This is a genomic window from Pannonibacter sp. CBAS1226 (genome assembly GCF_055685825.1).
The window spans coordinates 1-15,286 of sequence record NZ_JBVOUO010000020.1 but is presented as its reverse complement, the minus strand read 5'-3'; the positions used below and the strand labels follow the sequence as shown (position 1 = coordinate 15,286).

General features: G+C 56.2%; 12 protein-coding genes. 8 read left to right on the top strand and 4 right to left on the bottom strand.

Translation table 11 applies throughout. The features are described from left to right. Positions 1-54: 54 nt before the first annotated feature. Genes AC0CMF_RS24635 through AC0CMF_RS24620 form a run of 4 tightly spaced genes read left to right on the top strand, consistent with a single transcriptional unit; the run spans position 55 to position 4,697 of the window. Positions 55-1,176 carry a DNA-methyltransferase gene (locus AC0CMF_RS24635; protein ID WP_472482527.1) on the top strand — a complete coding sequence of 374 codons (1,122 nt, stop codon included), beginning with the start codon at positions 55-57 and terminating at the stop codon, positions 1,174-1,176. 4 nt (positions 1,177-1,180) lie between these two features. Further along, entirely contained in the window at positions 1,181-2,767 is a 1,587-nt protein-coding gene (locus AC0CMF_RS24630) for an ATP-binding protein (protein WP_472482526.1), read from the top strand. Positions 2,768-2,769: 2 nt separating this feature from the next. Beyond that, positions 2,770-3,924 carry a DEAD/DEAH box helicase gene (locus AC0CMF_RS24625; protein ID WP_472482525.1) on the top strand — a complete coding sequence of 385 codons (1,155 nt, stop codon included), beginning with the start codon at positions 2,770-2,772 and terminating at the stop codon, positions 3,922-3,924. Continuing rightward, the gene (locus AC0CMF_RS24620) at positions 3,921-4,697 is read left to right on the top strand and encodes a hypothetical protein (protein WP_472482524.1); all 777 of its coding nucleotides are present in this window, start codon (positions 3,921-3,923) and stop codon (positions 4,695-4,697) included. Before AC0CMF_RS24625 ends, AC0CMF_RS24620 begins: the two co-directional genes overlap by 4 nt. A gap of 29 nt (positions 4,698-4,726) precedes the next feature. On the opposite strand, the gene AC0CMF_RS24615 is transcribed toward AC0CMF_RS24620, so the two are convergent. Further along, positions 4,727-5,638 carry a nucleotidyl transferase AbiEii/AbiGii toxin family protein gene (locus tag AC0CMF_RS24615; protein WP_472482523.1) on the bottom strand — a complete coding sequence of 304 codons (912 nt, stop codon included), beginning with the start codon at positions 5,636-5,638 and terminating at the stop codon, positions 4,727-4,729. Further along, entirely contained in the window at positions 5,638-6,483 is an 846-nt protein-coding gene (locus AC0CMF_RS24610) for a type IV toxin-antitoxin system AbiEi family antitoxin domain-containing protein (protein ID WP_472482522.1), read from the bottom strand. Before AC0CMF_RS24610 ends, AC0CMF_RS24615 begins: the two co-directional genes overlap by 1 nt. Before the next feature lie 657 nt (positions 6,484-7,140). Here AC0CMF_RS24610 and AC0CMF_RS24605 point away from each other — a divergent pair. Further along, positions 7,141-8,955: a ParB/RepB/Spo0J family partition protein gene (locus AC0CMF_RS24605; RefSeq protein WP_472482521.1), complete on the top strand. Its 1,815-nt coding sequence runs from the start codon at positions 7,141-7,143 to the stop codon at positions 8,953-8,955. A gap of 187 nt (positions 8,956-9,142) precedes the next feature. Here AC0CMF_RS24605 and AC0CMF_RS24600 read toward each other — a convergent pair whose 3' ends face one another. After that, positions 9,143-9,559 (bottom strand): hypothetical protein, encoded by a 417-nt coding sequence (locus tag AC0CMF_RS24600; protein ID WP_472482520.1) that lies wholly within the window; start codon positions 9,557-9,559, stop codon positions 9,143-9,145. 138 nt (positions 9,560-9,697) lie between these two features. Between AC0CMF_RS24600 and AC0CMF_RS24595 the strand changes: the two genes are divergently transcribed. After that, complete coding sequence (locus AC0CMF_RS24595; RefSeq protein ID WP_472482519.1) at positions 9,698-9,943, top strand: hypothetical protein; 246 nt, start codon at positions 9,698-9,700, stop codon at positions 9,941-9,943. Between the two features lie 146 nt (positions 9,944-10,089). On the opposite strand, the gene AC0CMF_RS24590 is transcribed toward AC0CMF_RS24595, so the two are convergent. After that, positions 10,090-10,695: a recombinase family protein gene (locus AC0CMF_RS24590; protein ID WP_472482518.1), complete on the bottom strand. Its 606-nt coding sequence runs from the start codon at positions 10,693-10,695 to the stop codon at positions 10,090-10,092. Positions 10,696-11,089: 394 nt separating this feature from the next. On the opposite strand from AC0CMF_RS24590, the gene AC0CMF_RS24585 reads away from it, so the two are divergent. Together AC0CMF_RS24585 and AC0CMF_RS24580 are read left to right on the top strand one after the other, a co-directional pair. After that, positions 11,090-13,927 (top strand): tail fiber domain-containing protein, encoded by a 2,838-nt coding sequence (locus AC0CMF_RS24585; RefSeq protein WP_472482517.1) that lies wholly within the window; start codon positions 11,090-11,092, stop codon positions 13,925-13,927. Between the two features lie 472 nt (positions 13,928-14,399). Continuing rightward, positions 14,400-15,212: an ArdC family protein gene (locus tag AC0CMF_RS24580; RefSeq protein WP_472482516.1), complete on the top strand. Its 813-nt coding sequence runs from the start codon at positions 14,400-14,402 to the stop codon at positions 15,210-15,212. The last annotated feature ends 74 nt before the right edge of the window (positions 15,213-15,286 follow it).

Sequence of the window (15,286 nt, the reverse complement as noted above, 5' to 3'; positions counted from 1 at the left end):
CTGCTACCTCTGTATCTGCACAGCACGCCGGCGCTTGGGTTGCCAAATTGAACGATGGATGGAGCCGGCTTCACTCTGGCATTCTCAGCCGATTTTGCTAACTTGCGTCAGATCTATTCTGTAAAATGTGGGGCGCTGATTCTAAGCATGTCAAATTCTCATACGGCAATGAGTGCGTCAAACGATGTGCCTGCCGACCAGTCCGCTGTAGTTCGTGAAGCATATCGCACCGATAAGGGGCGGATGCTTGTAGCTCGCATCGAAGATGCTCTTGATTCCGAGCCGCTAAACGAACTTAACGGCAAGGTGAATCTGATTTTTACCTCCCCTCCGTTTCCGCTTGTTCGCAAGAAGAGGTATGGAAACGAAACCGGTGAAACTTATTTGCGCTGGTTGGAGGGGCTTGCCCCGCGCCTTTGCGACCTGCTCGCGCCCGATGGCTCCATTGTCATCGAAGTTGGCAACTCCTGGGAGCCTGGCGTTCCTGTCATGTCTACTCTGGGGCTGGAAGCGCTTTTGGCGTTCAAACGGTCCGGCGAGTTGCACCTATGCCAGCATGTTATCTGCCATAACCCGGCCCGGCTTCCCAGTCCCGCACAATGGGTGAACGTGAAGCGAGAGCGGTTGAAGGACTCCTTCACGCATGTCTGGTGGATGTCGCGCACGGAACATCCCAAGGCCGATAATCGCCATGTGCTGCTGCCCTACAGTCATCATATGAAGGGGCTACTCCGTTCGCAGCGCTACAATGCCGGTGTTCGCCCGTCGGGTCATGTGATTTCCTCATCGGGCTTCCTGACCGATCATGGCGGATCAATCGCACCTAACGTCATCAGCATGGCCGAAGATGAGGCGACATTGCCCGAGTCACTCATGAAGTTCTCCGGCACTTCGGCTGATAAAAAGTACCGCAAGTATTGCAAGGAACATGACCTTGAGGCCCACCCGGCGCGGATGCAGATGGGGTTGGCATGCTTCTTTATCGAGTTTTTGACCCGTCCGGGCGACCTTGTTCTGGACCCCTTCGGGGGGTCGAATACGACCGGATATGCCGCAGAATCGTTGGACAGGCGATGGGTAGCCGTCGAAGCCAGCGAAACATATGCAAAAGGCTCTTTTGGTCGGTTTGCTGAAGACCTTGAAATGAGCCGGCAAAGCGCAACACAAGGGGGGTAGCGCTATGGACCAGATCAACAACTTCGCGGAACTCACCATTGGTCCGGCCGCGATCAAAAACTACAGCCGAATGGCATACACCATGTGGTATGCGTTCGCGGAATTTATCGACAATTCCACGCAATCCCGCCTCAATTACCAATCGACAATCGACGATGTGCTGGCGAAAGAGGGCGTCCCCCTAGTTGTGGAAATCGACTACGACGCCACCAAGCGACAGATCACCGTTACGGACAATTCCATTGGAATGTCGGAGCAGGATCTCCTCAATGCCCTTAAAATTGCTCATCCCACGCCAGACAGCAAAGGCCGGTCGAAATACGGCATGGGGATGAAGACCGCTGCCTGCTGGATTGGGAACGCCTGGCGGATAGAAACTTGCGAGTGGTCCAGCGGAGAAGAATGGACGGCGGAGATTGATGTAGAGGAAATTGCTCGCGGGAACACCAAAGTGCAGATGTCTCGCCGCACCGTCAGCCGAGATGATCACTATACCCGCATCATAATATCCAATCTGAATCGCCGCATTCAAAACAGGACCGAAGAAACGATCAAGACGTACCTCGGATCGATATACCGCCATGACCTGAAGGCGGGGCGCCTGAAGCTGCTATATCGTGGCGAAGAAGTGCGGCCGCCGGATGAGTTCAGCTTCGACAGTGATCCCACCGGAAGACCGATGCGGACCGACTTCGAGGAGAAATTTAACGGCAAGACAGTCAAGGGTTTCGTCGGGGTTTTGAAGCACGGAGCTGGCGGCCGGAAGTTCGGCGGGTTTTCACTCTTTCAGAATGAACGGCAGATACAGGGGTTTCCGAGTGCCTGGAAGCCCAGCAACATATTCGGCGGTGTTGACGATGAAGGTGCGAACAACCTCGTCGCGCAGCGTCTTGTCGGCCTTATCGAACTCGACGCCACATTCAAGGTATCCCATACGAAAGACGCGATCCTCTGGGACGATGACGAAGAAGAGCTGATCGAGGATTTCCTTGAAAAGCTGACGAAGGACTACCGCGAATATGCCCGCAAACGGCGCGGCGACGAAAGGGGGCAACCATGGAAGCGAGAGAAGGTTCGGGAGCTGATCGCTGATCTGGCGAACGAGTTTCAAAGCGGCGAATTGCGGGATGCCATCAATACCTCAATTCTGCCGCCGCTCGAAACAATCGTCGCCACCAACACCAAGCAGGTCGAGAACCTCGAAGAAACCGACCGAACGGCGACGTTTCACGTGACGTCCGGGTTGCAGGTTGACGTATGGCTGCGTGAAATAAGCGAATTTGATCCTTACGTAACCCTATCAGCTGGTGCGCAGCCGGGCGTTATGCATGTCATCATCAATAGCCTTCATCCCTACTATGCAGGCTTGGAGAGCACCGACACGATTCAGGAGTGCGTCCGGCAATACATCTATGATGCTATTGCCGAACATCGGGTTCTTCACCAACAGGCAAAGCTGAATCCCGATAGCGTACGGCGCATGAAAGACGCCCTTCTCCGAGCTAATGTTCTGAGAACGGACAATGCCCTTGGTTCGACTGTCGCACCTCCTGCGGATGCCCCGGCAGAAGCGGCAACCGCAAGGGGATAACCGTGGCTTCATTCAGCCTCCGTGACTGGCAGCTAGAAGCGTTGGAGCGGTGGCGGGAGGAGGGCCATAGAGGGATAGTAGAGGTTGTAACCGGCGGCGGAAAAACCGTATTTGCGCTTGCCTGTGTCAAAGATTTTGGCCCCGACTCCACCTTGGTCGTGGTTCCAACTCAAGCTCTTCTCGATCAATGGTGGGAGGAAGCATCAGCTTTTTTCGGCATGCCGCTGGACGATATTCACATCGTTACGGGCACCGGAAAGGTAAAGAAGGGCACGATAAATATCGCCGTTATCAATACGGCCGCAAAACTTCAAGCCGAGAGCCGCGCCCGCCGCAGTTTCTTGATCGTCGATGAGTGCCATAAGGCTGCCAGCACGAAGTTTCGCAACTCACTTGAGATAGAAAAAAGCGCATCGCTCGGACTGTCAGCAACCCCGGAGCGTCAATATGATGATGGCCTGGATGAGGTGCTGATCCCCGCGTTGGGTCCGGTCATTTATCAATACACGTATCGGGATGCCTTGCGGGATGGCGTGATCGTGCCTTTCGCGTTGAAGAACATTGTCTTTGATCTCGAAGACGACCGCCAGGAAGAATACGACAAGCTGACGAAAGCGATAAGCCGATCGATACACATGCGCGGTATGGAGGATGACAAAACGATTGCGCTGCTGCTCCGGCGAGCGCGGATTCTCAACTTGAGCCTAAATCGAATTCGACTGGCGCTCCGGATTGTCGCGTCCCATCGAGGGCAGCGTATCATCATTTTTCACGAGGATATCGAAGCATGCGAGGTCATCAAGGAGGTGCTCTCCCAAGCGAATATCCGTGCCGGAATCTATCATTCCCGCATGAAGCTGCGCGATCGGGCGATGGTGCTTTCAGACTATCGTCAGGGCCACATCGACGTACTCGTCACCTGCCGTGCGCTGGACGAAGGATTCAACGTGCCGGAAACCCAGGTCGGAATCATTGCTGCGAGCACGGCCACAAGACGCCAGCGGATACAGCGCCTGGGACGTGTATTGCGGCCCGTGGCAGGCAAGGACCAAGCGGTCGTGTATACACTGGTTGCCACAGACCCTGAGATTCAGCGCCTCCGAGAGGAGGAAAAAGAAATGGACGGAGTCGCAGAAGTTACGTGGGGTCGCGCATGAGTACATTTGTTGTTGGAGAATGCGCCGCTGGTAATCTGTTCCAGCGCTGGGATGCAGACGCGGCCAGCGAGACGCAGCTTGAATACATCGTTGCCAAGGCTATGAGCTGCGTCTACCCGCAATACAACTGCATTGTGTTTGGAGGCGGGTTCCGGCTCGACGGTCGGGTATCGCGGCCCGACCTCGCTCTTATTGCGAAAGATTACTCGCATTGGTTCATCGTTGAGGTTGAGCTGATAACCCATTCGCTTAACGGGCACGTTTTGCCGCAAGTCCGTGCCTTCCGATACGGCGAGCCGTTGCCTGATTGCGAATCCATTTTGGCGAGGGAAACTGGGCTGTCTGTGGGGCAAATCCAGACGTTTCTAAAGGCCGTTCCACGCAGCGTTGCGGTAATTGCGAACAAGCGCAATCGCGATTGGGAGATCGCATTAGGCTCTCTTGAAGTCCAAATGCTCACCGTAACGGTTTACCGGTCACCCGCGGGGGTGGAAGCCGTGGAGATCGACGGCCAGCTTGAAGTTTTGCAGGAGCATCTTGGATACGGCGTCTTTTCCGCTGTCGATCGGACATTACGTTTTCCCTCGTCGGTAAAGTTGCCCGAGGGCGAAATCATGATTAGCGACGGTGAAGGCGGCAGTGGGATGTGGCTTGTTAGACGCGAGGGATCGTTTGCATGGGTCACAAAGGACGCCGGGATGCCAGATCTCCCTGATGGCGGCCATGTTCAGCTTATTCGGGCTTTTGGCGGCAGGATTTCCATGCGTGCTTGAGGGCGTTTGGCAGGCGATGCTACTACCCGTTACAGCTCTTCGATTGCCCGCAGCAGTTCTGAATGCTTTTCGGGATTTTGCTCTTTCAGCTTGCGAAGGTTGAGCAGTTTCCATTGTACAGCGGGCAGATCGACCGCCTTGGGTAGACCGATGGCATTAAAGTCGGGTTCGCCTTCATGCAGGGTCAACAGAAAGTTTCGCACGGGTTCGTCGATTCTGGCGGCAATGTCTTCGGTTAGTCGTTCACGCACATCGAGCAGTTCCGCCAAGCTAACCTCATACGTGGTCATTCCGTCGAACTCTGCCACGAAGTCGTGATCCAGCGCCTTGAGGGACGGTCGCAGCAATTCATGCGGCGGGCGGTTGGAGCTGGCGACATAAACAAGAAAGGTACTGAACAGCGCTTCGGTAATGCCTTCGTTCTCATAGAGCAGCTTCACATCATAAAGGTCGCGCGGATGCTGTCGGTCTAGCGCCGCATGTAGCTTGCCGCCGAACAAGTCCTCGAAAGCAACGACCTGCATCTCCGCGAATCCGAACTTCTCTGTCACGGATTCGGAAACCGTCCGTAGTTGGGGTGGGTGAACCGTACCACGGCTTACCGGCGACGTTTCAATTTTGATCTCAACGGAGCCTTGCCGAATCTTAATCCGCGTGTCGCTGTTGCTCCCGCCTGCGATGCGCTGCCCATTTAGGCTGGGCAGGTTCCGCAGTAGGTCGATCTGCATGGCGTCGAGCGCCTTATCAATGCCGGCAAGCGACGTGGGGCGATCCTCAACAGGCAGATAGACAAGGTCTATATCGACCGACAGGCGCGGCATATCGCGATAAAACAGGTTGATCGCCGTACCGCCTTTCAGGGCGAATACCTCCTGGCGCGCGACGTAGGGCAACGTGCGGACCAGCAGTTGGACTTGCCGTTCATAGTTTTCACGCGCCATCAATCAGCCTCCCCCGGCAACAAGTCGGAGGGCACCGTGATCCGATATTTCGGATGCAGTTTCCCGTCTTCTGCAAGAGCCCTGTCGCCCCGGCCAAAATCGACCGCCTCGGCGGCGACATGCTTGCGCCAAGCATGTGCATGTTTATCGGCATAGACGAAGAATAGGCGCTTCACTTTGACGCTTTTGCAGGCGGCCAGCAATGTCGTGATCTGTTTGGGCCGCAGATTGACAAGGCTCTCGAATACCACGTCCACGTTGTGGAAGCTCTCGCTACGCGGTAATCCATCTAGGGCTTCGAGGATGGCGCGTTCCGGCGTCGACATCCTGATCGGCCAGAGCCACGGGCTCATGGCCACATCATTATCGGATTGGTTCCCTAAATCGAATGAACCGCTTTCGACTCCGAGTGAGACGTCGCCAAACAGCTTCGTGCTATGGCGTACAAGGCGGCTATCGGTATGTATTTTAAGCAGCCATTCCGGTATGTCGTCGCCGTAGAGGTGGACCTTCTGCCTGCCGCCCAATGCTAGATAGTGTACATGCCCGTGCAGCGATAAAGCCGTCATGCCCCCGACATGGAAGCGGTACTTCATCAGCCATTGCGCGGAGAGGAGCGGTATCTTCCATCCGGTGACCGCTTCGGGATTTTCCGATGGTGTAAAAGGGCGGCGATAAAGGCCCTGCATGATCCTTTCGAGCCAGCCTTGCTTGACATATGCGGAAACAGACTGGCGAGAGATGTCGTGACGGCTCATCCAAGCAGTGTCGACCAGAAAGCCCGGCGGAACATTCTGAAGAACCTGCTTTAGCTTTGATGCATTTTGTCCATTCATGATGGACATTATGGCACAAACCCAAAGCGAATGCGAGCGTCACTTTATGATGCTGCTAATATGTCAATCTAAGATGGACACACAGCCTAAACGTCAAAGCAAATGGCCGGCAGTCATGATTACAAAATGAAGACCGACCCGTACGCCAAAGCGCAGTGGGATCGGTCATGTCGTCTATTATGGTGACGGCCTGCTGCACAGAATGCAACTTTTTCCCGCAGATAAGCCGCATCTGTTAATTGGCGTCTCGGGACAAATCCCGGGCTCTACGGCAGTGCCGCCGAACCCGCATGCGCGGTTTCGTCCCATCCGGGTGACGATCCCTGGCGTGAAGATCATAAGGCCATCGGCAAGCCGATGACGTTTTCTGTGCGCTGTCGCGCACTTGGCATCCCACCTGTCAGCTTACACCGGATTCGGTGCCTTGCTCCAATAGCCGAAGGCCGGCCTGCTCGCTCCTTCGGCCGCAAGCGGCCTCCCGTATTGTCCGGCCCAGGCCCTGCAAGCAGGGTTTGGCTTTGGCGGCCCCGCCTCCGGTCGAACGTCCATGCCCGCCCCTGGCGGGCTTTGTGATGGACGCTCGGCGCTAGCCAGGAATGCAAGCGCGGCTCTCTCTTTGAGGGGCTTCGCTTGTTACTTCAACGGCTTAGCGAAAGGAAAACAGCCATGAAACTCGACCATTTAACACTCGACCAACTGAAACTCTCACCCTTGAACGTCCGCAAGCGCGGCGGCGGCGAAGTGGATGACCTTGTGCCGTCTATTCGCGCCATCGGCATCATCCAGCCCTTGCTTGTTCGTCCGAACTGCGAAGGCTTTGAAATCGTGGCGGGACAGCGCAGGTTCTATGCCCTGAAAGCCCTTGAGGCCGAAGGGATCAGCAATCCCGTTCCCTGCGGTATCATGGAAGACGGTGACGATGCGGCGGCCTTGGAGGCATCTTTGGCCGAGAATTTTGCCCGTCTGCCCAACAACGAACTGGATGAATACAGGGCATTTGCCGATCTGATCGCCAAGGGTATCAGCGCGGAAGACGTTGCCGCCCGTTTCGGTGTGACTGAACGCTATGTCCGTCAGCGCATGGCCATTGCCAATATCATCCCACCGATCTTGAAAGCCTATGAGCAAGGGGACATCCGCGCCGATATCATCCGCACCCTGACTCTGGCGTCCAAGCGCAAACAGCAGGAATGGTGGAAACTGGTCAAGGCCGATGACCCCTATGTCCCGACCCATTCGGCGCACCACCTGAAACAGTGGCTGTTGGGCGGCAACCTCCTGACCATCCACGCCCTGTTTGACGAGAGCGACTACAGAAAGCCCATCATCGGCGACCTATTTGGCGAGGAGCGCTACTTCTCCGATGCCGCTCTGTTCTGGGAATTGCAGAACAAGGCGATTTCAGCGCGCCGCTATGCCTATGACAAGGAAGAATGGGCGGCAGTCCATGTGCTTGAAGTCGGGGAGCGTTGGCTGTCATGGGAGCATGTCAGGGTTCCGAAGACCAAGGGCGGTCACGTCTATATCGAAACGAGCCATGACGGTGAGGTGAAGTTCCATGAGGGCTTTCTGACCCAAAAGGAACATGACCGCCGCCGCAAGGCCGAGCAGAAAGGGCGGGGGGAGGATGCCACCAAACCCACCAAGCCCGAACTGACGCAGGCTATGGAAAATTACCTTGGCTTGCACCGCCACGCCGCCGTTCAGGCCGAATTGCTCAACCATCCAAGTATTGCCCTACGGTTGACCGTGGCGCACATGGTGGCCGGCTCCCCCCTGTGGAGCGTCAAGGCCGACAGCCGGAAGGGCAACAGCACCGCCATCACAGAAGCCCTTGCAGGAGCCAAGGCCGTATCCGTCATGGCCGAGGAACAGGCGGCAGTGCGCCAGTTGCTCAAACTGAACCCCGTCACCGATGAGGACGAGGATCAGGCCGAGGATGCCGAAGACGAGATCGAGGACGACGAGGGCTACAGCCATTCCCATTATGGCTACGGCAGTGTCCACGACAGCGGCAATCTGGTTCCCAGCGGCAATGATTACGGGATGCACCGTGATCTGGGCGCCATCTTCGATACCCTCATGGGGATGGACGATACACAAGTCGTACGCGTCATGACCTTGGCAATGGCTGAAACCCTGTCCGCCCATACGCCGATGATCGACAAAATTGCCGCCCTCATGGGAACCGATATGCGGAATTGGTGGACGCCCGAAACCACCTTCTTTGATCTTCTCCGCGACAAGGAGGCGATCAACAGCATGGTTCGGGAAGTGGCGGGCGACCACGCCGCCGATGCCAATGTGACGGCCACGGCCAAAGCGCAAAAGGCCATCATCACCGATGCCTTGGACGGTCGTCGCACCTGTCATGCCGATAACTGGCTCCCCCGTTATCTGGCCAACCCCGCGAGCGGTTACACCGACCGCGCCGCATCAAGCTATGCCCCTGCCGTTTCTGTCGAGGACGAACAGGACTAAGGTGGCTTGATACCCCAACGCACCGCACGGCGAACCCCGCCGTGCGGTGTATCCTTTTGAGCGAGCTGTGCGCGGTTTTCATCTCCCTCTATGCGGATACTATTATCCGAGTTAGGAGCTCTTCATCGGGATAGCGAAGGGTTTGACCGTTTTCCGATGCCTTGCCGTCGCAGGATCGCCTACGCCGCTACCCTCCGAGCGATTGACTGACGCCGCCGATCAAACCGCCGACGAACGCCCCGATCTTCGTATAGACGGATGCATCGAGGCCGCCGCCGCCGTCGGCCGATACACGCTTCTCGATACTCTCGCCTAAAGCCGCATCATCGGGCTTCGCCTGCACCACGGCAATGCCTTTTGCGGAAAGCTGAACGCCGCTGAACGCGAAACCGCCATCGAATTCCTGAATCGCGTGAATGCGGATCAGACCTTCATCGTGCATCCATTTCACGACATCGGCAAAGGTTTCGATGACCTCTTCCTCGTCACCCCGCCGCTCCGTCATAATGTCCATCGCATCGGATGGCTCAAAATCTATCCGCTTCAATCCGACATTGACCAAATGCGCCAGAACGCGCCCAACCGTTTCATAGTGGTAGTCCATTGCCGACATGCATTTCCTCGCCGATTGCCATCCTCACCGACCGCAGTTTATCGACGGCAGCATATTTCGTCCCGCCAAATCGCGGTTCGTGCGAGCGTCGTGGTTGCGCGGATTCCGCCATTCTGATTCTGTGCGAAGATGGCTGAAAACGACGATGAACCGACTCTCGACGACCTGAAGGCCGCCCTCCACGCGGTCAGGATGGAAGGCGTACTCTGGAAGCAATCCTACGGCATCCTCAAGAAAATTTTGGTCCACTACGGCTTTGATGTTGTCGAAACCAGTGAGGGATTACCCGACGTGATCGCCTTGCGCGCCAGAGGTTATCTCCCGCCCAACCCCGCCATAGACGCGCTGCTTCACGACGAGATCGTCAAGCATTGAGTGAACTTGTGCCTGTGGGTTGCTCAACAGTCACACTCATTTGGTAGCGGCGTGAGCCCATCCCCTTTTTGGCATCAGCGAAGCGCGCTCCCCACATAGCGCCGTAGCGAGCTGATGTGAACGGCCTGGATCTGTGCGATCTTTCCTCAATCGGTCATGCCATTGGCATGAAGGGCGCGGCGGAGGGTGATGGCACTGACCTTGAAATGCGCCGCGATGGTGGTGCGGGTGTATCCGCCATGCACCATGGCGATGGCCTGGGCGATCTCATCAGCGCTGAGCTTGAACGGCCGCCCCAGTTGCACCCCGCGCCGCTTGGCGGCGGCCATGCCGGCGACGGTGCGTTCACGGATCATCTCGCGCTCGAACTCGGCCAGTGCGGCAAGAATATGCAGATAGAACCGCCCGCCGGCACTGGTCGTGTCGATCTGCTCCTGTAATGAGACAAAGCCGACACCCCGATCGCGCAAGGCAGTGATGGTGTCGATCAGATGCGGCAGGGACCGCCCCAGCCGGTCAAGCTTCCATACCACCAGCACATCGCCGGATTTGAGCGCCTTGAGGGCACGATCCAGCCCGCGCCGTTCAGCGACAGAGCCGGATATGCCACGATCCTTGAAGATATGGTCGCAGGCCGCAGCTTCCAGCGCCTGGAGTTGCAGATCGAGATTCTGTTCGTCGGTGGACACACGGGCATAACCGATGGTTTTGCGTGCGGTATGAAGGCCGGTGAGTTTGGCTGGCAGAGCCATGATGGTCGCTCCTCTCTTTACCCCACATATGAGATCATAAAGCGTCCTTTATGAACGGTCGGCAGAAGCGGGGTTTTCGATTCTTTTCAGAATATTTTTCCATGTAATGGTGAAATGAAATTACATTATTGCAAGTATAATTCCGACTATGGTAATATATAACCAAAGGACGGTTTATTGAAGCGATAATGATAGAGAGTATATGTTTTTCATGGGCTTGTGTTGAGGCCGATATTGTAATCTGGATTATGGCCGTATTCTGGGCCGTATGGGGTGTGGCCTTGGGCGCGGTTGGCGTTATGGCGGCCAACACCTATCGTCAACGCAAAACCGAACAGCGCGAGCGCTGATGCCGTTCCCGGAGCGACGCAGACAGCGCGGGAATATCGTCGCCATGATGATGGCGATGGTGGCTATGATGGGCGTCGCAGCCGTTGCGGGCGTGAATATGTTGTCCGGCCCGATTACAACCGCCAGCAAAGTCACCAACCAGAACATGGCGCAGAATGACCTGTTGATGAATGCGAAAGTGGTGGTGATGAACGCCGCCACCCGTCCCAATGGCGGGGATGAGGATGAGGATGGCTATATCGAACCCGCGCCATTCGTCCCGACATCGGAAGAATCCTGCAACATCACTCTGCCCGGAGAGGGCGGATGCCTGCCTATGGATATTGGCGCGATCCAGACCGATCCGTGGGGAACGCAATATGCCTATTGCGTGTGGGATCACGGATCGGTGACAGGCTCCGAGAACCGTATTGCCGGTGAGGACAGCACGTCGGGCGCGGTGATTGCGATTATCTCTGCGGGGCCGAACAGACAGTTCGAAACGCCGTGCCTGCCCTATGACGGTGATCCCGAAACCAATGATATCGGCATCAATCCGGACGGGCTGGGTGACGATCTCGTTCAGATATTTACCTATGCGGGGGCGGTGTCGGGTTCCGGCGGGCTGTGGGAATTGAAACAGGGCGAGCCGACCACGGCAGTCACGGCCAAGGATGTCGAGGTAGACGGTGCGTTCCGCATGGGCTTTGCCGGTGAAGACCCCGGACAAGTCGGCCTCGCCTCCTGTACCGACATGAACCATATCGGCCGTATGCGCTTCAACCCTCTCGACAAGGCGATCGAGGTCTGCGTCTTCAACGGCAATTACGGATGGGAAACGCTGTCCGGTTCTAGCGATTCGGGCGCGGGAGGCACATCCATAATCGAAGGCTGGCCGGATGCGATTGTTTGCGGCGATGGTAATCGATGGGCTACGTTTCATCCAAGTTATGAAGCCTTAAATGGGGATGTGCATTACCTTAATAGTTGGCAAAGACAAGATTACGATCAGGCCCGCTCTTTGATGTTAGTTTATAGTCCAGATAAAACATACAAGGACGTACTTTACACGGCAGGATGGGGAACCGCTGTTCATCAAGAATGTGTCGGCAAATCCATTTCTCAACTCTATGCAGACGGACAAGCCTTTAACTTCGTGGGCGGCGGCTCCGGTAATTCGAGCGGCAGCACAATGGTTCCCGGTTGGCCGGATGCGATCGTCTGTGAGGCGTCGTCTGGCACATTCGCAAATGATGGAGGATGGGTGCTCTATCATACCTTCGAAAGTAAGGCGGGCGGTTATCGTGCTTACCGATCAGGCGGCAATATCTCTATAGATCCCAAATATATTCGTCTCAATATGAGCTCTGACGGCTCCTTCTTGTCACTTCGAGAAGTTGTCACAGGCGTCTCAAGTACCGCCATCGACGGCAACTGCGCCAACAAAACGATTTCTGAACTTTATGCAGACGGCCTAGCGTTTAATTTTGTTGGTGGTGGCGGTGGTGCGGGTGGAGAGGGCGACAATCTCGGCGATCATACCGCAACACAGAACCTCGATCTCGGTACGCACAAGCTTGTCGGTGAAGGCGGCACAGACGGTATCTATATCAACTCGGACGGCAATGTCGGGATCGGGACGGCAGCGCCCACAAATATGCTTCATGTGAATGGAGATATTTCAGCGGTCAGCTTGAATAATATTAGCTCAACCCAAGCTTTATATCTTAAGACACTCAGTGATACGGCAGGTCCTGGATCGGTTTATGCTAATTCCCCGAGCGGACATATGTTCGAGATGGCACCCGCCGCCTCGCCAACAACTTGGCTGCGCAGCATGCCAGGGACCGCGAGCGCTGCAGCCCATATTCAAGTTGTTAGCGGAAGCGGCTACCAGAATATGGCGCTCAATCCGGGGGGTGGCAATGTCGGGATCGGGACGAGTTCTCCGTCTCAGAAGCTTCAGGTGGTAGGGTTAGGCCATGTCGCAAATTTTGGGCAAGGCACATTAGAAGATCAATACATATCTGTTCGAGGACACATAGGGCTATATCTGGGAATGAATGCCAGTTTGCCGGACTCCTCTGGAAGTGGATTAATACAATCCGGCCAAAATAAGGGATTAGGATTTGCAGTAAATGATCCGATTTTTGGAAACTCTTCACCTGCGATGTTTATTGACAGGTCAAGTAGGGTTGGCATCGGGACGACGGCACCTTTAGCAATGCTTCATATCAAAGGGCCGCCAAAAAATTCGGGATATGGACAGATAGCAATACAAGGAAATGCCGCAGGCAGCTCAAACGTGTCCTATGTAAGTTTTCGTGACATTAACGATAACCGTACGGGTTACGTGGGGGAAGGATCCAGTGGAAACAGCGATATATACGTGGTGAGTGACAGTGGAAATGTTCGTGCACATGGGACGGGAGGCGCCTGCGTGGTCAACACCGGCGGGTGCACATCGGATATCCGGCTGAAACAAGATATCCAGCCGGTTGAAGGGGCGTTGGCGAAGCTGATGAGGCTCAGCGGAGTGAGCTTTGAATGGAAGATGCATCCCGGCGAACATTACATGGGCTTCATCGCGCAGGAGGTGGAGAAGCAATTCCCCATCCTCGTCAAGACCGATGAAGAAGGCACCAAATCTGTCAACTATAACGGAATTGTTGCGCCAATCGTCGAGGCGATCAAGGAACTCAAAGCGCTACTGGATGATCTCGTCAAACAGGTCGCGGAATTGAGCCGCCATCTCACAGCGCTGACTATGTCTGATAAATCCCAAAACGAGCGCATTGCTGAACTGGAAGCCGAGAACAGTAGGTTGGGCGCCGATCTTGAGGCCGCCAATGACAATTTCCGGCGTGAGCTCGACGAGTTGAGAGCGCTGATGGCGGAATGAGATGACATGGAGATTTGATGTGGCGGCGGCCGACCCCTGACGGGAACCCACAATGCGCCGCCGTCACATCAAGTCTCCATGGAGAACTGACCTTGCGGTGGCAGGAGGGCGCAATTTTAGTGCGATCACCATCAACCCGTGTCGTCCTGCCGCCACCCGGTTGTTGGCCAAAGCCCACTGACAAGGGGCTGGCTGCGATATCCGGCTGGGCGATGGCTTCATGCCCTCTATGATCTGACGGACACATGATCCGTGGGCGCCGTCTGGCGCTGTTCCTCTCCCGATACGAGCCACCGCGATCCACACGGCCTGATTGATTGGCTGTCCTGGCAGGGCATCACGCCCTTGCAACGGCATAGCCGTCTTTCCGCTTTGCCCGCCCCTTCGGGGTGCAAGGGCGCTCTTTCCCTGCCCACCGGACGCCATCAGGCCGCGGTGGTCGCGGCCGGCAACCGGCAAGGAGGAAAGAGCCATGTCACGCACACCGAAATTCGATGTCCATCAGGAGATCACCAACCGCATCGTCGATGCAATCGAAACCGCAGGGGAGTTCCGCCTTCCCTGGATCAGAGCACAGGGAGGCACCTTCGCCCGGCCGGTCAATGTCAGCTCGGGCAATCCGTATAACGGGATCAACATCATCTCGCTCTGGGTCTCCGCAATGGCCGCCGCGTTCCCGTCGAACATCTGGGGGACGTACCGGCAATGGCAGGAGAAGGGCTGTCAGGTTCGCAAGGGCGAGAAGTCCTCGCTCGTCGTCTTCTACAAGACCATCGCCTATGACGAGACCGATCCCGACACCGGCGAAGCCGGCCAGAGCGAACGCATGATCGCCAGAGCCAGCCGTGTCTTTAACGCCGCACAGGTCGATGGCGACGTGCTTCCTATCGAAGACCTGCCCGCAACACCGGCTTTTGATCCGATAGCCCGCGCCGAAGCCTTCGTCGCCGCGACGGGTGCGCAGATCACCGAGGGCGGTGATCGGGCCTGCTATGTGCCGGAACTCGACATGATCCACATGCCGGATCGTCGCCGCTTTGTCGGCACCAAAACCACCACCGCCGCAGAAGGCTTCTATTCGACGCTCTGCCATGAACTGGTGCATTGGTCAGGCGCAAAGACCAGACTCGACCGGGATATGTCAGCGCGCTTTGCGAACGAGCACTACGCGATGGAAGAGCTGGTAGCCGAGCTGGGCGCGGCCTTCTTGTGCAGCGATCTGGGTATCTCGCAGGAGCCGCGTACCGATCACGCCGCCTATATCGCCAACTGGCTGAAGTTATGACGACGTGAGCATAACTTCAGTAATCCGCAGCAGTGCATAATGTGAAGGAACGCGGCCAGATCGGCGGAAGTCCG